General features: G+C 63.4%; 17 protein-coding genes. 12 read left to right on the plus strand and 5 right to left on the minus strand.

All coding sequences use genetic code 11. The features are described from left to right. On the plus strand, window positions 1-1,812 hold a 1,812-nt coding region (locus tag MRY84_RS09680; protein WP_291505521.1), incomplete at its 5' end, for a TonB-dependent siderophore receptor. Window positions 1,813-1,860: 48 nt separating this feature from the next. Here MRY84_RS09680 and MRY84_RS09685 read toward each other — a convergent pair. Beyond that, window positions 1,861-2,721 carry an ATP-binding protein gene (locus MRY84_RS09685; RefSeq protein WP_363317515.1) on the minus strand — a complete coding sequence of 287 codons (861 nt, stop codon included), beginning with the start codon at window positions 2,719-2,721 and terminating at the stop codon, window positions 1,861-1,863. A gap of 44 nt (window positions 2,722-2,765) precedes the next feature. Then, window positions 2,766-3,560: a response regulator transcription factor gene (locus MRY84_RS09690; RefSeq protein WP_291505522.1), complete on the minus strand. Its 795-nt coding sequence runs from the start codon at window positions 3,558-3,560 to the stop codon at window positions 2,766-2,768. 516 nt (window positions 3,561-4,076) lie between these two features. Between MRY84_RS09690 and MRY84_RS09695 the strand changes: the two genes are divergently transcribed. The 4 genes from MRY84_RS09695 (at window position 4,077) to MRY84_RS09710 (ending at window position 8,234) form a co-directional block, all read left to right on the plus strand. Continuing rightward, the gene (locus MRY84_RS09695) at window positions 4,077-4,550 is read left to right on the plus strand and encodes a hypothetical protein (protein WP_291505523.1); all 474 of its coding nucleotides are present in this window, start codon (window positions 4,077-4,079) and stop codon (window positions 4,548-4,550) included. A 149-nt stretch (window positions 4,551-4,699) separates the two neighbouring features. Continuing rightward, the gene (locus tag MRY84_RS09700; protein ID WP_291505524.1) at window positions 4,700-5,131 is read left to right on the plus strand and encodes a hypothetical protein; all 432 of its coding nucleotides are present in this window, start codon (window positions 4,700-4,702) and stop codon (window positions 5,129-5,131) included. An 80-nt stretch (window positions 5,132-5,211) separates the two neighbouring features. Next, window positions 5,212-6,936, plus strand: coding sequence for a DUF4384 domain-containing protein (locus MRY84_RS09705; protein ID WP_291505535.1), 1,725 nt, complete (start codon window positions 5,212-5,214; stop codon window positions 6,934-6,936). Window positions 6,937-7,172: 236 nt separating this feature from the next. After that, window positions 7,173-8,234, plus strand: coding sequence for a hypothetical protein (locus tag MRY84_RS09710; RefSeq protein WP_291505525.1), 1,062 nt, complete (start codon window positions 7,173-7,175; stop codon window positions 8,232-8,234). Between the two features lie 325 nt (window positions 8,235-8,559). Here MRY84_RS09710 and MRY84_RS09715 read toward each other — a convergent pair whose 3' ends face one another. Continuing rightward, window positions 8,560-8,691, minus strand: coding sequence for a hypothetical protein (locus MRY84_RS09715; protein ID WP_291505526.1), 132 nt, complete (start codon window positions 8,689-8,691; stop codon window positions 8,560-8,562). A 264-nt stretch (window positions 8,692-8,955) separates the two neighbouring features. Here MRY84_RS09715 and MRY84_RS09720 point away from each other — a divergent pair, with 264 nt between their 5' ends. Both MRY84_RS09720 and MRY84_RS09725 read left to right on the plus strand, forming a co-directional pair. Continuing rightward, on the plus strand, window positions 8,956-9,357 hold the full coding sequence (locus MRY84_RS09720; protein ID WP_291505527.1) for a phasin family protein: 402 nt from the start codon (window positions 8,956-8,958) through the stop codon (window positions 9,355-9,357). Between the two features lie 300 nt (window positions 9,358-9,657). Continuing rightward, window positions 9,658-10,638 (plus strand): zinc-dependent alcohol dehydrogenase family protein, encoded by a 981-nt coding sequence (locus MRY84_RS09725; RefSeq protein ID WP_363317516.1) that lies wholly within the window; start codon window positions 9,658-9,660, stop codon window positions 10,636-10,638. Between the two features lie 15 nt (window positions 10,639-10,653). Here the strand turns inward: MRY84_RS09725 and MRY84_RS09730 are convergent, their stop codons facing one another. After that, complete coding sequence (locus MRY84_RS09730) at window positions 10,654-11,478, minus strand: L,D-transpeptidase (RefSeq protein ID WP_291505528.1); 825 nt, start codon at window positions 11,476-11,478, stop codon at window positions 10,654-10,656. A 145-nt stretch (window positions 11,479-11,623) separates the two neighbouring features. Here MRY84_RS09730 and MRY84_RS09735 point away from each other — a divergent pair, with 145 nt between their 5' ends. After that, entirely contained in the window at window positions 11,624-12,052 is a 429-nt protein-coding gene (locus MRY84_RS09735; protein WP_291505529.1) for an Hsp20/alpha crystallin family protein, read from the plus strand. A gap of 92 nt (window positions 12,053-12,144) precedes the next feature. After that, window positions 12,145-13,365 carry a cyclopropane-fatty-acyl-phospholipid synthase family protein gene (locus tag MRY84_RS09740; protein WP_291505537.1) on the plus strand — a complete coding sequence of 407 codons (1,221 nt, stop codon included), beginning with the start codon at window positions 12,145-12,147 and terminating at the stop codon, window positions 13,363-13,365. 28 nt (window positions 13,366-13,393) lie between these two features. Here the strand turns inward: MRY84_RS09740 and MRY84_RS09745 are convergent, their stop codons facing one another. Further along, window positions 13,394-14,227: a universal stress protein gene (locus tag MRY84_RS09745; RefSeq protein WP_291505530.1), complete on the minus strand. Its 834-nt coding sequence runs from the start codon at window positions 14,225-14,227 to the stop codon at window positions 13,394-13,396. A gap of 177 nt (window positions 14,228-14,404) precedes the next feature. Between MRY84_RS09745 and MRY84_RS09750 the strand changes: the two genes are divergently transcribed. From MRY84_RS09750 to MRY84_RS09760, 3 genes are read left to right on the plus strand one after another with little or no spacing between them, the layout of a single operon-like run. Then, a complete protein-coding gene (locus MRY84_RS09750; protein WP_291505531.1) occupies window positions 14,405-15,127 on the plus strand; it encodes an ABC transporter ATP-binding protein in 723 nt (240 codons plus the stop codon). Between the two features lie 4 nt (window positions 15,128-15,131). Next, complete coding sequence (locus MRY84_RS09755; RefSeq protein ID WP_291505532.1) at window positions 15,132-17,498, plus strand: ABC transporter permease; 2,367 nt, start codon at window positions 15,132-15,134, stop codon at window positions 17,496-17,498. Between the two features lie 5 nt (window positions 17,499-17,503). Next, window positions 17,504-18,700, plus strand: a complete 1,197-nt coding sequence (locus tag MRY84_RS09760; protein WP_291505533.1) for an HlyD family efflux transporter periplasmic adaptor subunit — start codon at window positions 17,504-17,506, stop codon at window positions 18,698-18,700. Window positions 18,701-19,067: the final 367 nt, after the last annotated feature.

Raw genomic sequence — 19,067 nt, forward strand, 5'->3', positions numbered from 1 at the left:
CTGCTGTACGCGGCTGGCGTGCGCAGCGACGCCTACGGGCTGGACAGCCGTTCTGACAGCGTGCGCGTGCGCGGCAGCTCGCCAGACACCTACCTCGACGGCTTGCGCCAGAACTACAACTGGTACACCAGCACTACCCCCGCCGAGCCCTACACGCTGGAGCGCCTGGAGGTGCTGCGTGGCCCTTCGGGCATGCTGTTCGGCGCCGGCACGGTGGCGGGCGTGGTGAACATGGTCAGCAAGCGGCCTTTGCAAGAGGCTCAGCGCGAGGTGGGCGTGCAAGCCGGCAGCTGGAACCGCAAGCAGTTGCAGGCCGACCTGACCGGCCCGCTCACCCAGAACGGCGAATGGTCATACCGCCTGGTGGCCGTGGCGCGCGATGCCGACACGCAGACCGACCACGTGCAGAACGACCGGCGCCTGATCGCGCCCTCGCTGGCCTGGCGGCCCAATGGCGCCACGTCCCTCATCCTGCAGGGCCACTGGCAGCAGGACCGCACCGGCAGCACGGCGCAGTTCCTGCCGTGGTCGGGCACGTTGCTGCCGAATCCCAACGGACAGCTGCCCATCAACCGCTTCATTGGCGAACCCGGCGACTATTACGACAGCGACCGCGAATCCATCGGCTACCTGTTCGAGCACCGCTTCAACGATGCGTGGGCGGTGCGCCAGAACCTGCGCTGGGCCCGCAACGAGAACCGGGGTGGCTACCACTACGCCGACTTCTTCAGCACCCCCGGCGGCTTTGGCGCGGATCCCGTCCACCAGCGCATGATCGGGCGCCTGTACGGCCAGAACATCACGCGCACCCGCGTCGCGGCCGTCGACACCCACCTGCAGGGCAACCTCGTCACCGGTGCGCTGCGCCACCAGCTGCTGCTGGGCGTGGACTGGAACCGGCAGACCGAGAACAAGACCGAGGCCGACGATGCATACAACACGCCCATCGATGCCTACGCGCCGGTGTATGGCAACCGCCTGAACCCCGAACTCACCGCCAAGCCCGAGAACGTGCAGCGCCAGAGCGGCGTGTACGTGCAAGACCAGATGAAGTGGGGCAACTGGATCTTCATCGCCGGCCTGCGCCACGACCGGGCCGTCAACAGCCTGGCAGGCTCGGCCGACGACCGCACCAGCGACACCACCAAGCGCCTGGGCGTGATGTTCCAGTTGCCTGGCGGCTGGACGCCGTACATCAGCTACGCAGAATCTTTCAGCCCCGTGAGCGGCACCAACGCCTATGGCCAGCGCTTCAAGCCGCTGGAGGGCGAGCAGATCGAGGTGGGTGTGAAGTACGCGCCAGCAGGCAGCCACACCCACTTCACCGCTGCGGTGTACGACCTCAAGGAAAAGAACCAGAAGGTGGCGGACCCCACCAACCCCAACAACTCTTTGCAGGTGGGCCAGACCCGCAACAAGGGCCTGGAGCTGGAGTACAAGGCGCGCGTGGCCACGGCCTTCGATCTGACGGCGCACTACAACTACACCGATGTGGATCCCCTGCTGGAGGGTTTGCCCCGGCACCAGGCCGCCGTGTGGGGCGTGTACCGCTTTGCCGTGGGGGGCGTGCGGGGCTTCTCGGCCGGGGCGGGCTACCGCTGGCTGTCCTCGTTCCGCGATGGAACGGGGCCCCAGGTTCCGGCCGCAGGCGTCGTGGATGCGATGCTGGCCTACGAAACCCAGGACTGGCGCTACGCCCTCAACATCAGCAACCTGGCGGACAAGAAGTACATGAGCACTTGCCTCGCCCGGGGCGACTGCTGGTGGGCCACGCGGCGCAACGTGGTGCTGAGCGCGACGTACAGGTTCTAGCCGCCTTGCGCTCCCTCGCGATGAAGCGCCAACATGCCGGCGCGCTCATCACGTCAGAACATGGGGAGTGCTTGGCGTCGCACACGGGACCACTACCTGCACACGCGTTCCGCGCATCCCGTTTCGCGAGATCGACAGAGCTCCACCAGCCAAGCGTGCCCTGCGAATCATCCCCTGCACCCCCGTTCCAGTGGGTGCGATGCCTTCCGCAGCTTCGAAGGGTTCCCCACTGGAACCGTTGTCGCAGACCTCCACCAAGAGCGACCCTGACTGCACCGAGTCTTGGGCGGTCACGGATATTTCGCTGGCGCCGGAGTGCTGAAGCGCGTTGCTCAATGCCTCCTGAACAATGGCGATGATGTGGGTGCAGCTGTCTCGTTGTGCGAATTGAATGCAGTGGGAAATCCGCACATCCCACAACATGCGAATACCGCGCCGGGCCAGCACAGGTTCCACGCGGTATCTCAGTTGCGCCAGTCGATCTGGAAATGGTGCCTGCGCGCTGTCCATGGAGTCCACGATGAGCCGGAGGTCCAAAAGACATTTTTCGAGCATCGCATGCAGGTGGAGCTCGTCTTTGCGGTCCTCTGAAGGGTTCAGCGTGGCCATGGCACAGACCAGCTGAGCTCCCACGTGATCGTGGAGATCCCGGGCGATGCGGCGCCGCTCCGCGAGCACCTCGGCCGAAGGACGGGCTGTGAGCCTGGGGCGCCACTGCAGGGCCCGGGGTAGCTGTGCGAGCAGCATCGTCCCCAGGCATGCATTGACCAGCAAGGCCGAAGCCTGCCACCACCATGGATCGGGCGCTGAAGTTCCTGCCCGACGAAATGCAACGACTGTCAGGCCGAGCTGGAGGCCCCACAGACCTACGCACACCAAGGCAAACCAGGGAGGCCGGGTACGGAACATGACTGTTGACTTTTCGCTGCTGCGAGTGATGCGTGCAGAGCTGCTTAGAAAAGCCCCCACAGCGAGGCAAAACGCACCGCCTGGGCCCGGGTCCGCACCTGCAACTTCCGGTAGATGTTGCGCAGATGGGTATTGACGGTCATTCCACTGATCATCAGGCGCGAGCCCACTTCCGCACTGGTGTAGCCGCTGGCGACCATGCGCAGGATTTCCTTTTCGCGCAGCGACAAACGGTCGGCTTCGTCGGGTTCCCGCCGCTTGGCCAGCGCCGAATCGTTGGTGCGGTCAAACCGCTGAAGCAACCGGCGCGCGATGTTCGGCGTGATGGACGCCCCGCCATTGGCCACTTGCAGTACTGCCTGCGCATAGCTGCGGAACCACGAATTCTTGGCTACATAGCCGGTAGCGCCCAGTTCGAACGCTCGAAGCACCTGATCTTCGTTTTCCATGACAGAGATGACCACGGCCTGCGCGCCGGGGCGCACGGACTTGACGTACTCCAGCAAGTCAAACGCATTGCCGTCACCCAGATTGAGGTCCACCAGCAGGACGTCGAACTCGCGCTGCTTGATGGCGCGGCGTCCTTCTCTGACGCTGCCCGCCTGCGCGACAAGCAGCGTGCGCGCATCGGCCATCAGCTCCTGGGCTATGACCAGACGGATGTGGGGATCGTCATCAACCAGAAGTACCCGCACGGGACTTCCTTTTTGCCCCGCCAGAAAGTCGGGCCAGACGGATGGGGATGGCGCTTGCCCCACCACCTCCAGCGACTGTTCCGACCACGAGTCGGGAATGCTGGACTGGACAGCGCATGTCGATACCGCTGAAGGAACAACCATGCATGGAGATGCATCGCTCTGGCTACGGTTCATCACTCGAAAGCTCCTGCAGAAAATCATTCGGCCTTTCGGCCCGGTGCCCGCGGCGCATCACCGCGCCGCCCGAAGCCGCCCCACAGGCTTAGCTGCTGCAGTTGCAATGATTTTTCCCCCAGCCCCCCGGTTCGTCTGATGCATATCAACTGGGGAAAAAAAAGGTTGGAAGGCACAACCAAATGTGACCCTTGCAGACCTCACAAATGGTTACTACCGAGGATTTGGAGAGTTGATGGCGAGGCTTGGCAGTCACGTGCCAAGGCACAGACCGACCACGTCATCGCAATCCGCCAGTTCGTCTCGACATATCGCGCTACCGAGCTCAGTGGATTTGCCGTTGGCCCGCCCAAGCCCACACTGGAGCCAGACAACGCAAACGGCCTTCGCGCAAAGCGGTGGATCAGAAGCGCTGTCCAGCCCTGCGTCGCAGATCTGCTGCGGTTGCAGCATGTGTCCGAGTTCAACGTTAAAGGAACTGTCATGAAAACTCTTGCCTTCATCGCACTTAGCGTCGTTGCTACCGCAGCCATGGCGACCGGCCCGGTACCCTCGAGTCCCGAAATCATCATCACTGGAAATTCCACGCAGATGGCATCTTTGACCTCCGTCGCAGTGAACAACAATTCGACGGGGGCGAAGAGCGAGGCATATCAGAACCTGGCCTCCAACACGGGCAACGTGACGATCGGCGGGACCTCGGTCCAGACGGTCACCGGCTTCGGCGGCAACGTGACCAACACCGCCAGCGGCAGCGAGGCCTATGCCAGCCAGAACCTCTCGTCCAACGTGGGCGAGGTCACGATCAGCGGCCATTCGACGCAGTTCACCGCCATGATGAATGCTTCGGTGAACAACCTGTCCAGTGGCAGCAACAGCAAGGCAGTGCAGAACATCGCATCGAACAACGCCTGCTTCACCTGCCAACCCACCAAGACTGTGGGCTGGCCTAACTGAGATCGCCGTCCACGCGATGGCCGCACGCTGGCAACGACCGCATTTGGGCGATACCTACGCCTGAAAGCGTCAGCGTGCGGCTCGCGATCGTCGCGCTGGCCGCGGCTTTCGCGTCCCGGCTGAGGTCCTTTTTTTCAAGGAGGTGTCCCATGCACACCCGTTTCTCGTATTGGGCAACTTTCATGGCGTTCTGCGCAGCCCTTCTTTCGGCGCCCGCATGGCCTCAGGCTCCCGGCGAAGACCCGGTGGTTCTCACCAAGAAGATCACGGTCCAGATGCAGCCAACAGGCCCCGCTGCGACCTCCACCGGCCTGGACAGCGCAAACACCATGCCCTCGTGGCTGCGGGCTCGCATCGCCCGTTTTGAAGCCAAGGCGATGTCTGCCGATACACAAGACATCCTCACGAACAACGATGCCGTCAGCACAGCCAATGCTGAAGGCATGCAGAAGACCTGCGTGCAAGAAGTAGGCAGCAACACGGTCGCAGCAGGAAACGCGACAGGGTCGAGCAAGTACGGGCCCGGCCAAGCACCACAAGTGGTGGTGCTGCGCGGCGACCTCGTCAACATTTGCAAATAGCTTCCGTATCGCGCTTTCAGGAGACCACCATGTCGCCCTCCATCAAGGGTCAGGCAAAGCCTGAAGATTGCCGAAATTTCATGGGAAAGCAGCGCACGGGACTTTGGGTACTGCTGTTGGCGCTGGGGCTGCATGGCTGCGCTGCCCCGTGGGATCCGCGCAAGGACCAGAAATTTCAGAACATGGCTTCCATCACCGACAGGCCGGTAGTTCGCCCTACGCGTTCCATCTCCAGCTTTTCCGACTCGCTGATGTGCATGGACTACCTTCTGCGCGACGCTCAGTTGCCAACGACGCTGATTACCAGCAAACAGATACCGGATTACTCGACACGCGTCACGGTTGCGACAAAGGACATGGTGGTCACTGCGCTCTCGCAGATGTCGCGGTTGAGCAATGCCTTTCGGTTCGTGGACTACGAGGTGGATATCGCCCGCCAGGACACCGTGCAGAACCTCACCACGATTCTGCTCAACAACAACCAGATGCAGCTTCAGCGGCCCGCGCTGTACCTCTCGGGCGCGGTCTCGTTCGTGGACCAGAACGTCATCAACAACCGGTTTGACGCCGGGCTGTCTGGCCCCCGGATTGATCTGGGTTACGGCCAGAGCCGCAATGCCACCATCATCGGGCTGGAGATGCACCTGGGCGATTTCCGCACGCGGACTTTGATCCCTGGGCTGGACTCGGCCAATGAAGTCATCATTGGCAACGGTGGGCAGGGGATTGATCTGGCGGGGCGCATCGGCACGTACGGTGTTCAGTTCAATGTCGGGCGAGACTACACCCAAGGTTCCGGCAGTGCCGTTCGCACTTTGGTGGATCTGGCCGTCATTGAGCTTGTCGGCAAATGGGCGCGGGTGCCTTACTGGCAGTGCCTGACACTGGAGCAGACCCACCCCGAATTTCAACGGCAGTTGCGCGACTGGTTTGACGAAGGATCGCCATCGGTGCGCACGCAGCTGGTCGCCCGCTCCCTTGCCAGCAGAGGCTATCTCCCGCCCATCACCACACCGTTGCCCGAAAACAGCATTGCCCTGCGAAAGGCATTGGCACGCTTTCAGGCAGACAACGGAATGGTGGTCACCGGTGTAGTGGACTTTCCTACCTATGAGCGCGCGCTACGTCACTTTGTCGGGCTGTCCGCGGAAGGAACACTGACCCGCATCGGGTGGGCCAGCACCCATGCGGAGCCCGTTGCCGTGGAGACGGAAACGGCTGGCGCCGCTTCTGCACAAGACGCGCCAACGACCAGTGGCCAGGTGTTTGCTGGAGCCGTCCATGCCCAGAAGTATGGTGGGGCAGCTCCCGCACGCACGATCGATCTGCAGATCGAAAACGTGCTGTTGGAGCGCAGCGCGTTCGAAGTGGGCGAGCAGATATTCCTGTCGGCAGCAGTGTCTCGTGCGTCCTACATGCAGTGCTACTTGGCAGACGCCACTGGCACCGTCATCCGCCTGCTTCCCAACCAGGCCAATCCCACGGGCTGGGTATCGGCCAATCAGGCCATCAGGATCCCCGACTGGATGAGCCCCAACCCTGGGTTCATCATGGACGCAGCCAGCCCAGGAACCGAAGGGGTCGCCTGCTTCGCCACCGACGAGGACAGCACCCCACGGCTGCCAGAAGAGCTGCGCGGACCGCCACTCAAGCCACTCAAGTCTTATCACGCTCTGGAGCGCTTGAATGAGGCCTTCGCTGCAGCCTGGGGTACGGAGGGGTACACCGGAAACGCGATCTACTGGCATGTGGTGCCGCGGCGCCTGCTGCCGCCCGCCCCGGCCCAGCCCGCAACGCGCAAGTAACGATACGCACGCGCCTCAGTATTTGCCATCGCTGATTTACCAGGCCGGTCCCCATGTTGCGCTTCATTGCATCGCACCCTGTTGTCCCGAGGCCGATTTCCCCCGAGTGGGCGTCCGCGGTCCGTGAACAGCTGCGGGGCCACGTGAGGAAAGGATGTTTCGCGATTGCGCTGGGGATCTGGTACGTGCCTGTGCAGGCCGGGGTCTTGGTGTCTCCTCCTGCGGCTGAAGTCCCCATGGATCGTTCTTCTGTGCAAGACGTCTCGCCGCGCATGGTCACTTCTGAAGAATCGCAACGGGAGAAACTGGTGGAAGCTCTACGAGACACCGCGCAAAGCGACAGCCGCGTTCCCGGCAAACCACGCCCTCCGAAAAGCCGCCAAGGCTCTGCCATGGCTCCCGCTGACGCTGCCTGGCTGCTGGGATTGCTGGCGTTGCACGGCCTTGCCATGCCTGCTGACCTGCCGCAGGCGCAGCTGTGGTTTGAGCGGGCCCAGATGCTAGGCCATCCCCTGGCCTCTGCCGGCTTGGCCTGGTGTCAACTCGCAGGCTGTGTCAATGCCCCCAATCCAGCCGTTGCCATGCACTGGATAGCCAGGGTGCGACGCACGGATTTGGGGTTGGCCAAGTTGCTTGAGTGGCATGCCGCGAAAGCCCTGGCCCCGCTGCCGAAGCTGGCCCCTTCCTCTCCTGATCGAAGCCGGAGCAGCGAGGGCTTGGCGCCAACACCCAGTAGCGCCTCACTGGAGAGGCTGCTGGTAGAGGCAAGCCGTGCAGGAAATGCGCAAGCGGGTAACGAGCTGGGCCTGGAGTACCTGGCACAAGGCCATCTCAATGAAGCCCTCGCACAGTTTCAGTCGTCGGCTCCGCGGTCGGAGGCCGCCGCCGCCAACGCCAACCTCTTGGCTAGCCGGATCAACTCCAACTCCGCCAAGCGCCCGAAGTCTGCGCGCTACAGCGCCGCAGACTGGTATGCGGAAGCTCGGCGATACCACATCGGAGACGGTGTTCCTGCCAACTACGCTGAAGCCGTGCGGCTGTACCAAATTGCGGCCAGCGCGGGTCACCCTGACGCCAAGCGGATGCTGAGCCTGATTTTTTCTCGCCCGGCTCCCGACGGCACGATAGACATCGCATGGATGCAGCAATTGGCGACCATCGAGACCGGCCCCAGTGGCGTGCCCCAGGGCGCAGGTCTGGTCATGCCCAAGGGATGGCAACGGGATCCAAGTCCTCTGTACGACTGGGTTCCGCCCGAATGGCGCAACGCGGCCGTCAGAAAGCCTGTGCAGCGCTGATCGCTTCCACCTGCACCTCGGACAATCCGAACGCCAAACGGACGTCCTGAGTGTTTGGCAACGGGGGCGTTGCAAAGCACCGCCCGGAGATGAAGGAGCCCGCGGCATCTTCCGGCCCGGCATGCCGCGCAAGCCGACGAGAAGCTCCCACCTGTCATCTGTTGCGAGGGCCGCGCGCCCACGGCGCGCAATAGTCCAGGACTGCCTATATCAATGATTCGCCAATGCTCTCATGGCTCAAGCGCGGGCAGTGAGCGCGCCCCTGCCACAGTCTCAAACGGCCCAGCAACCGCTGCCACGGTTCTCAACCTCGCGAAAAGCGATGTCACAGCGGGGCCACCACCAACCACGTGACGATGAGCGGTACCGCCGACATCAGCAGGAGGATGAGAAGCGCGAGCAACACCCATGAGGTAACACCACCGCGCGACAGGTCAGACGAGTTGGAGAGCTGCATAGAAAGTCTCATTGTTCAACCCATGTTGGCCTTGGCAAACCAGTTCTGGATTGAGAAAAGTCAATCGTGCGTAGGAGCCCGCGGGGGAAGATTTTTGCATCCGCCGAGGGACGGGCTGACCGCTCGACCTGGTGGATCTCTACACCAGTTTCTGCCATTGAGAGTCGGTCATCTGGATCCCTTTGGCCCGGCTCGCCATGTCCATCGGAAGTCAGGTGGCGCTCAAGGGGACGGAAGGCTTTCCACCGTAAGAAAGGAATCATGATGCCCCAAGCCACCTCCCATCTCGAAAAGCCGAATTTCCCACTGTGGGCCACGGTCACCGCTGCGGGCAGTGACCAATGGTCGGCAGCTGCCAGCTGCGCAACCGCCATGCTCAAGGGGCTTGAAGCATTGCAGAAGACGCAGGAGCGTGCCACTCGCGAGGTCACGGAACGTCATGCGGCGGCAGCCGAGCGCTTGAAAAACGGCTGCTCCGCGTCCGATATCGCTGCCGTGCAGGCGGACTTGATGAGGGCGGATATGGAGGCCTTCACACGCTATCTCCAGCGGGTTGCAGCTGCCACGGCGGAAATGCAAACGCGCATGTTCACGTCATGGAATCGCACCATCGACAATGCAACCATGCTGGAGACTCTCTCGTCCCTGAACGGAAAGTCTCACTGACCGAGGACGCGCAAGCCGCGTTCCTGGGTTGCTTTGCTTTCAATCGCCTGCGTCCTCCTTGGGCCGGCTGCTGCCTCATCGGTGAAATGACCTCCTGAGCGAAGCCGACTTGCGGGCCGCCGCAAGCCCGCGTCGATGAGTGGAGGCCCCGTCGGGGCCAGACCGTGACTGGTAGCTCAAACCTGGTGGTTCTTCGTGCCGGCCTTCGTGGGGCACGCCGGCGGCGGGCTTGCGCAAAGTCAAGTGCGGCGCACGCCTGCGGGCTACGATGGCTTCATGCCTTGTGCAACCATGCTCGCAATGCAGGCCGATACCGCGGCCCACAGACTTGTGCCTGTGCACAAGCCGGTGCCGTTCGCAGGAGACGGGGACGTGTTGGTGCGTGTACTCGCCTGTGGCGTGTGCCGAACCGATCTGCACATCATCGATGGCGACCTCCCTCCACACCGGGAACGCGTCGTGCCGGGCCACGAGATCGTCGGCGAAGTCATCGCGTGTGGATCTGCTGCCACCCGGTTCTCCATTGGTCAGCGCATCGGAGTTCCGTGGCTGGGGTCAGTGTGCGGCCGATGTGCCTTCTGCCGCATGCAGCGAGAGAACCTCTGCGACGCTGCAGTTTTTACGGGCTACGACCGTGACGGAGGCTACGCGGAATACGCGGTCGCGGACGAGCGCTTTTGCTTCGCCATACCCGACGGATACGATAACGTCCAAGCCGCCCCCTTGCTTTGTGCCGGCCTGATAGGCTACCGAACATGGCGCAAAGCGGGTGGCTCGACGCCAAAGCGCATCGGCATCTGGGGCTTTGGCGCAGCTGCGCACATTGTTTGCCAGATTGCAGCGGCGCACGGGCAGGAAGTTTTCGCGTTCACCCGAGCGGGCGACACGAAAGGACAGGAATTCGCCCGCTCGCTAGGGGCGGTATGGGCCGGTGGCAGTGATGCACCGCCCCCTGAAATCCTTGACGCACAGTTGATTTTTGCGCCAGACGGGGCCTTGGTGCCGCTCGCCTTGGGGAGTGTGCGCAAAGGAGGGATCGTGGTTTGCGGCGGCATTCACATGAGTGCCATCCCTGCGATGGACTACTCGCTTCTTTGGGGCGAAAGGCAGCTTCAATCGGTTGCCAACCTGACGCGAACCGATGCCGAAGAATTCTTCGCCGTGCTGCAAATCATCCGCGTGGCAACCAACGTGCAAGTTTTTCCGCTCACCCAAGCGAACGAGGCACTGCAGGCCTTGCGAAGCGGAACGCTCGAAGGCGCGGCCGTTCTGGTTCCATAGCTGCACGATCTCTGCTTAGACGAGGACGCGGCGGCGAGCGGCGCCGGATGTGCGAGGCGCCGGACTCCATTCAGGGCGCTGCGAGCGGCCGCTGTCCACGTCGATCAGATAGCGCCCTGGTTCTGCGACCGTTTCCCGATCGTCCCTCAGTACCGCCGACTTCTTTCCGGCTTTCGCGAGTCGCTCGTACTCCGCATCCAGCACTCCAAAGTGATCGAGAAACCGGTTGAACGCAGCCGCAATCCGAATGCAGCCCTTCGACTGAGCAGTTCCCAGCCGGGGCTCGAGTGAATCCGGATCGGTGGCATGCATTTGCAGCCGCATTGTGGTGACGACTCCGTCTCCCCAGCCTTTTGGAGCCCACTGCCAGCCGAAGTCGTACACGCGAAGACCCTTCACACCGTAGCCGCGGATCCGGCGGCTGTTGTAGGTTCCTTCTGCTCGAAAGTCCGGGTTGGCGGGCGTGTGGTCAAACACGCCCGCCGGCGTTTCAAAATGATCGAACGCTCCCGGTCGTCCCGTGGACACTGGCGAGGCGCCTACGAACCCGTAGGTCCCATCACTGGAGCGCCAGAACAGCAACGCCGCCTGGACCCAGGCACAGCGATCAACCACCAGCATGTACTGACTGCTTGCAACCTGGATCTGTGCGCGGGAGAGTTCCGCTTCGGCGAGGCTTTGATAACGCAGTAACTCGTCCGCTGGAACCTCCAGCAGGCGATCGACCGCAACCCGAAAAATAACGGAGAGTTCGCGGAGCGTCGCGCCCTGTGCCCGTGCGCCCGTTGCAACCGGCAGAAAGGGAGCGCCAACCGCAGTGAGAGCTCGGCGCCTGTCCATGCGAGGAATTGTTCAAACCGAGGCAAGCGCCACGGTTGAGAAAAGTCAATTCCCCTCCGTCATCGCTTTCTACAGTGAATGAGGCGCGACGGACATCGGCGCGCCTGCAGCCCACCCTTCCCACCCACACAGGAGGACAACCACCATGAGCAGCTTGAGATTGCTGGATCCCGCGTTTGGCGACAATTTTGAAGCTCAGCTTCGCCGTTTCTTCTCGCCGACTCTTTTTGATGGCGAGCCTGCGTCGCTCAAGATGCGCATTGATGTCACGGAGAGCGACAAGGGGTTCACCGTCAAGGCGGACATTCCGGGCGCCAAGAAGGAGGATATCAACGTCAAGGTCGATGGCAATGTCGTCAGCATTGACGCCGAGACAAAGAGCCAGAAGGAAACCAAAAGCAACGGCGACAGAGTCCTGCGCAGTGAACGCCACTATGGCGCTGTGTCGCGCTCGTTCAGCCTGGGGCAGGATGTGGACGAAACGAAAGTCCAGGCCAAATACGCAGACGGCGTCCTGACGCTCGATCTTCCGAAAAGGGCGCCAGCGTCCTCCACCAGGATTGCCATCCAGTGAGCACGCTCCGCGGCTGGTCGCGCAACCCATCCGGCAGGCTCACCCATCAGGGCGGGGAACACGAGTCTGCTCTGCGTATCTTGCGCGCGTTGATGCGCGGGTACCCGGGTTCGCTCACGGTCCGGCTATGGAACGGCGCACAGCATACGCTGGGCAACGCCTCCAGCTTCACGCTGGTGCTTCGCCACCCGGCGGTGCTTCGCGAACTGGTGCTCCGACCGAGCCCTGTGCAGTTGGCTGACGCTTACTTCAATGGCCTGCTGGACTTCGAGGGCGACCTGTTCGAGGTCATTGTGCTCAAGGCCCATTTCGAGCGCTTGGCTCTCAATTGGCGCGACAAGCTCGATCTGCTGCGCCACGCCCTGCGCCTGCCACCGCGGCAGGGCCTGCAGCTTGCCGACATCACAGGCCGCTTCAATCACCGGCACAGCAGGACGTCTGACCGGGAAGCGATATCCCACCACTACGACGTCTCGAACGCGTTCTATCGCCTGTGGCTCGATGAGCAGATGGTCTACTCCTGTGCATACTTTCGCCATCCCTCTGAATCTCTTGACCAAGCGCAACGCAACAAGCTCGAACACATCTGCCGCAAGCTGCGGCTGTCACCTGGGGACCGGTTGCTCGACATCGGTTGCGGCTGGGGAGCGCTTGTATGCTGGGCGGCGCGGCATCATGGCGTGATTGCGCACGGCATCACGCTGAGCGAAGAGCAACTCGCATACGCCCAGGAGCGTGTGCACCGCGAGGGGCTCGAGAGCCAGGTGACGGTAGAGCTGCGTGACTACCGCGATCTGCCGCAAGACAGCCGCTTCGACAAGGTTTCCAGCGTTGGCATGTTCGAGCACGTAGGGTTGCGCAACCAAAGCCTCTATCTGAACCACGTCAGGGGCGCGCTGCGACCCGGGGGCTTGTTTCTGAACCATGGCATCACGCATGACGAAGACGGCTGGAACCCAGGGGCAGTGGCCAGCGAGTTCATCAACCGCTATGTTTTTCCGGACGGCGAACTCGACAGGGTCAGCAATATCCAGCTTGCGATGGAACGTGCCGGCTTTGAAATCATCGACGTCGAAGGATTGCGTCCACACTATGCGCTGACTCTCCGGCACTGGGTGCAAAGGCTCGAGACGCACCGTGAGGCCGCTATCGCGCAAGCGGGCGAGAGTGCCTACCGTGTGTGGCGGCTGTACATGGCGGCATGTGCGCTGGAGTTCGAGAGCGGGGGAACGGGCGTCTATCAGATTCTGGGAGGCCGCCCCGATGGCGGGTCATGGCCGGCGCCACTCACCCGCGAAGACATCTATCGCTGAGAGCCTGGCCGTATGGATGCCAGAGGCGTCAATGCGTCATCAGCACAGGCAACGTCATGGACCGCAAGAGCGTCCGCGTCATTCCGCCAAGCACAAGTTCGCGCATGCGCGAATGACCATAGCAGCCCATCACGAGCAGATCGGCCCCGAGGTCACATGCGCGCGAAAGGGCAAGGTCACCCACGGCCGCGGGTTCCTCGCCGCCCTCATGCCAGACCGGCTCGATCCCGTACAACCGCAGATAGGTGTCGAGGCCAAGAACCGCACCATCCACCGCAGGTTGAGCCTCCTTGGCCCAATGCAGAACATGCACTGTCTGGGCTTGCTGCAACAGCGGAATCGCCGCGGCCACGGAGCGCGCCGCCTCGCGCGTTTCCTTCCATGCGATCACTGCGTTACGCCCTATCGAGCCCGACCAGCCCACGTACGGCATCACCAAAGTGGGCTTGCCGCTTGCCAGCATGACAGTCTCGTTGAAATCGCCTGAAGCGCCTGCAGGTGCTGAAGGGTCGCGCTGGCCCAACACCAGCAGGTCGGCATGGAAGGCCTGCCGAGCAAATTCCATGGAGCAGCCGATGCCTTTGACCTCACTCCAGCCGACGGCAGGGCCTGGCGTGCCCATCTCGGCTTCGAAGGTCTGGCGTGCGCGATCACGCCTCCCGTCGTCCCACTCTGCCAAGCTTGCCAGTAACGCCGGAGCGACCTCCGCACCGTAGGCCGCTTCCAGATAACTCGAAGTGACTGCGTAACACGCTGCAACCATGCTGCCATGAGACGCTGCAATTGCTCGGGCCGCTCGCAGGCGAGGCATGTTGCGAGCACTGTCATCCAAGTGAACGAGTAGCTGCTTGTATGCGTTCATGGCATGTCCTCGAGGAGATGCGCGGAGCGTACGGCTCTCGTCGCCGGTCTCGATTGCGAATAGTCAAGCGAGCGGCCTGCGCAGTAAGAAACGCTGCCGATTGACTTCGTCGCCGAACTGGTCGCGTCTTGAGGAAGATCAAATCCGTCCTGTGAGGCCCTGCCTACAGTGGCATCCATGGAACCATCCGGACCGGCAGTTCCGGTCCTGCGGGGCCGCTCGCTCACCAAGACTTACGGCAGCGGCGAAGCTGCCGTGTATGCGCTACGCGAGGTGGATATTGACATCGTGCGCGGTGAATTCATCGTGCTGCTGGGCGCCTCTGGCAGCGGCAAGTCCACGTTGCTCAATATTCTGGGCGGGCTGGACGTGCCCACGTCCGGCCAAGTCGAGTTCCGAGGCCAGACACTCACTGGCGCCAGCGACGAGGTCTTGACCCGCTACCGCCGGGAGCATGTGGGCTTCGTATTTCAGTTCTACAACCTCATTCCCAGCTTGACCGTGGCCGAGAATGTGGCTCTGGTCACCGACATCGTGCCCGACCCCATGCCAGTGGACGAGGCCGTCGACCTGGTGGGGCTCTCGCCGCGCAAGGACCACTTCCCGTCGCAGTTGTCTGGCGGAGAGCAGCAACGCGTCGCCATTGCGCGCGCCATCGCCAAACGCCCGGCGTTGCTGCTGTGCGACGAGCCCACCGGCGCGCTGGACTACCCCACCGGCAAGCTGGTGCTGGAGGTCATCGCCCGCATCAATCGGGAGCTCAACACCACCGCGGTGGTGATCACGCACAACGCCGCAATTGCGGGAATGGCCGACCGCGTGATCCGCCTGGCGGATGGGCGAGTGGCGAGCACCGAAAAGCCAGCGCGGCGGCTGACGCCGGCCGAGCTGTCGTGGTGACTCCATGAAGGCCATCAATCGCAAGGTGCTGCGCGATCTGCGCCTGCTGTGGAGCCAGGCCATCACCATTGCGTTGGTGGTGGCCTCCGGCGTTGGCGGATTTCTGGCGACCTTATCGGCCGTGGACTCGTTGTCCAGCGCGCGCGATGCGTTCTATGCCAGCGGGCACTTCGCCGATGTCTTTGCCAGCGCCAAGCGCGCGCCCCTGGCCTATGCGCGGCGCCTTGGCGAGATTCCTGGCGTGCTGGATGTCCAGACAACCGTCGAGGCGTCTGCGCGAGTCACCGTCCCCGGCAGTTTCGACCCGGTGATCGGCCAGCTGATAGGTGTCAAGTCGGGCGCGCCGCGCCGCCTCAACGGCGTGGTGCTGCGCAGCGGGCATTGGCCCCAGGCTGGCGTCCACGCGGGCGCTGAGTTGCAGGTGCTTGCCTCCGAGAGCTTCGCGCAGGCGCATCGGCTGCGCCCGGGGGACTCCGTGCTCGCGCTCGTCAACGGCAAGCGGCACACATTGCGCATCACCGGCACGGCGCTCTCGCCCGAGTACATTTTCGGGGGGCTGATGGGTGTGCCAGACCTGCGCGCTTTCGGCGTGTTCTGGGTCGATGAAGACGAACTCGCCGCGGCAATGGACATGGTGGGGGCGTTCAATCGCGCCGCCATCAAACTCGCACCCGGGGCATCGGAGCCCGCTGTGGTGGATGCCGTCACCCGGATCCTGGCGCGCCTGGGCGGTGCGCCAGCGCATGGCCGTGATTCACAGCCGTCACACGCGATGCTGGACAACGAGATCCGCGAGCAGTACGTGCTGGGCACCGTGGTGCCAGCGATCTTCCTCGTCGTGGCGGGGTTTCTGCTGCACGTCGTGACGGCCAGACTGGTGGCAACGCAGCGGGAGCAGGTCGCTGCTCTCAAGGCTCTGGGCTATACCAATCGCTCCATCATCCTGCACTACCTCAAACTGGTGGCTCCCATGGTGGCGGGAGGCTACCTGCTTGGCCTGGTGCTGGGCCGCGTACTCGGGGCGGGCATCATGGTGCTCTACACAGAGCTTTTCCGATTTCCAACGTACGTCCACCACGTGCCCGCGCGGTTGGCACTGCTTGCGCTGGCCATCGTCGGGATCACCGCGATCCTGGGCACGCTCACTGCCCTCGCGGCGACGGTACGTCTCTCTCCTGCCGAGGCCATGCGTCCGCCCGCGCCGGGTCGGTACCGGAGGGCTCTGCTGGAGCGCATCCCGAAGCTTCGGCCTGGCCCGGCCCTGCGCATGATCGCGCGCAACATTGAGCGGCGGCCCCTGCGAGCCGCAGTCACCACCGGGGGCATCGCCGCGGCGGTTGCGATCGTGATCATGGGCAACTTCTTCCGTGATGCGATCGATGCCATCATCCACACCCAGTTTGACCTGGCTCTGCGTGGCGATATCGTGGTGTGGAGCCTTGATACCGTAGATGCATCGGCCGCACGGGAACTGGCGCGGCTCCCAGGAGTGCTTCAGGTAGAAACGGGACGGCGCGTCGCCGTCCGCTTTCGCCACGGTGCGCGCACGCAGGACGGTCTCATCGATGGCCGTGCCGCAGAACCCTTGCTGCAGCGCGTTTTCGATGTCGATGGTCGCCAGGCCCTTGCGGGAACGCATGGTGTTCTCATGACAGACCGCTTGGCCAGCAAGCTGGGCCTTCGTGTGGGAGACACGGTGGAAATCGAGGTTCGGGAAGGACGGCGCGCAGTGGTGCAGGCGGTGGTGGAGAGCACTGTGCGCGACATGATGGGCTTGAACGCCTTCATGCGGCGCGACGCCCTCAACCGGCTTCTGGCGGAGGGCGATGTGGCGAACAACTTTGCCTTGCGCGTCGAGCGCGGCATGCTGCCGCGCGCCCTGGAGGCCACGCAGGCTTTGCCTCGGGTAGCGGGGGCCTTCAGCAAATCAACCATGTTGCGCAACATGAGCGAGGTGAGCGCGCGCAACATCCTCATCATGAGTTCCATTCTCACAGCGTTCGCCGTGGTGATCGCCGTCGGTGTGGTCTACAACAACGCGCGCATCTCGCTGGCCGAACGCACCTGGGAGCTGGCCAGCCTTCGGGTTCTGGGCTTCACGCGCGCCGAGGTTTCCATGCTGCTGCTGGGTGAGCTGGCCATTGGCATCGCCATCGCGCTGCCGCTTGGAATGCTGCTGGGCTGGGGCCTCACGCACGCCATTGTGCAGGCCATGCGTTCTGACCAGTTCCTGTTTCCCGTCGTGATCCAGCCGCGCACCTACGCATGGGCAGCCGTGGCAGTGGTGGCTGCAGGCATAGCCAGCGCGCTCGTGGTTCGAAGAAGGATCGACAACCTTGACATGGTCGCAGCGCTCAAGACGAGGGAGTGAAAAGCATGAACGTGAACAGGCGCAACATCTCCATCATCGCGGCGTCTGCCGCTTGCGTGGCCGCCTTGGCCTGGGCATTCGCGCCGCGGCCGCTAGAGGTGGAAACGGCAACGGTCACGCGCGGCCGCTTCGAGCAAAGCATCGAGGAGGACGGTCGAACACGCCTGCGTGAGCGATTCACCATCTCCGCGCCTGTGGCGGCACGTCTCGCGCGCATTCGGCTGCGTGAAGGTGACAGCGTGAACGCCGGTGACCCGATTGCGGTGCTGACGCCAGTGATGTCCTCCATGGTGGACGACCGTAGCCTGCGCGAAGCCACGGCCCGACTGAAGGCAGCGGAAGCGACGGCGGCAGGTGCCGCAGCCAGGGTGGATCGCGCTCGCATTGCTCGGGAAGAAGCCCGCCTGGAACTGCAACGCACGGAAAAGCTCGCCCGTGAGGGGTTTGTCGCGGTCTCGCGCCTCGACAGCGCGCGGCTTGCCGCAGATGGAACACGCCGAGACCTCGAGGCCGCCCAGGCAGCGCATGCAACCGCCATGCACGAGCGCGCGCAAGCGGCTGCCGTTCTCCAGCCGGTGGAGCGCGGCGCGAGCGGTGTGCCGTTGCAGCTTCGCGCGCCCGTCACGGGTGTCGTATTGCGCGTGCCGATTCAAAGCGAGGCCACGGTGGCCCCCAACACGGCACTCCTGGAGATCGGCGACCCCAGCCGCCTCGAAGTGGTGGCTGAGCTGCTCACCACCGATGCGGTGCTTGCCCAACCGGGGACTCTCGCCCGGATTGAGCGTTGGGGCGGGCCACCCGTGGAGGGCCGCGTCCGGCGCGTCGAACCGGCGGCTTTTACCAAGGTGTCCGCACTCGGCGTCGAGGAGCAGCGCGTAAACGTCATCATCGATTTGGCGGAGACGCCCGAGGCCTGGCGCAACATGGGAGATGGCTTTCGTGTCACCGTGCGCGTGATCACCGCGACAGCAACTGACGCAGTGCAGATTCCGGTTGGTGCGCTGGTGCCCACGGAGACAGGAGCCATGGCCTCCTACGTCGTCGAAGGTGGCCGTGCGGCCCTGCGTCCACTGGAGCTTGCAGGCAGAAACTCCACGATGGGATGGGTTTCCAGCGGTCTTCAACCCGGCCAGCGCGTGATCGTGTATCCGCCGCCGTCAATAACCAGCGGCCGACGCATACAGATCCGAGCACCGGCGTAGCGGCGGCCTCGCCCAAGGGCGATGGGGGACGGGCGATGGATGCCCGTAGTGACTCCGTAGCGAACCGCACGCTGACGTGTGTGGCCCGGTCAACACCAACCCGACGCCGGATATGGCTTCATGCCACTGGCTGAGCGGCTACTGAAGCTGCTTCTCGACCCGCGAACCGGCCCCGCTGCATCTCCTGGCGGAATTGCACACAGAGAATACTCAGGCGTGTGCCGCGCCACCGGTCTTGCCCCAGTCCGAGGCTCCGGATGAGGTGGATACGCGCGTCAGCGTCTCTCCGAACCTGAGCAGATGCGCCGTGCCAGTCCCATCCTCGAACTCGCGGGAGAGGAACTCGACGGTAAGAACTGCGGGGTGC

The organism is Acidovorax sp. (genome assembly GCF_022763525.1).
Classification (GTDB): domain Bacteria; phylum Pseudomonadota; class Gammaproteobacteria; order Burkholderiales; family Burkholderiaceae_C; genus Acidovorax.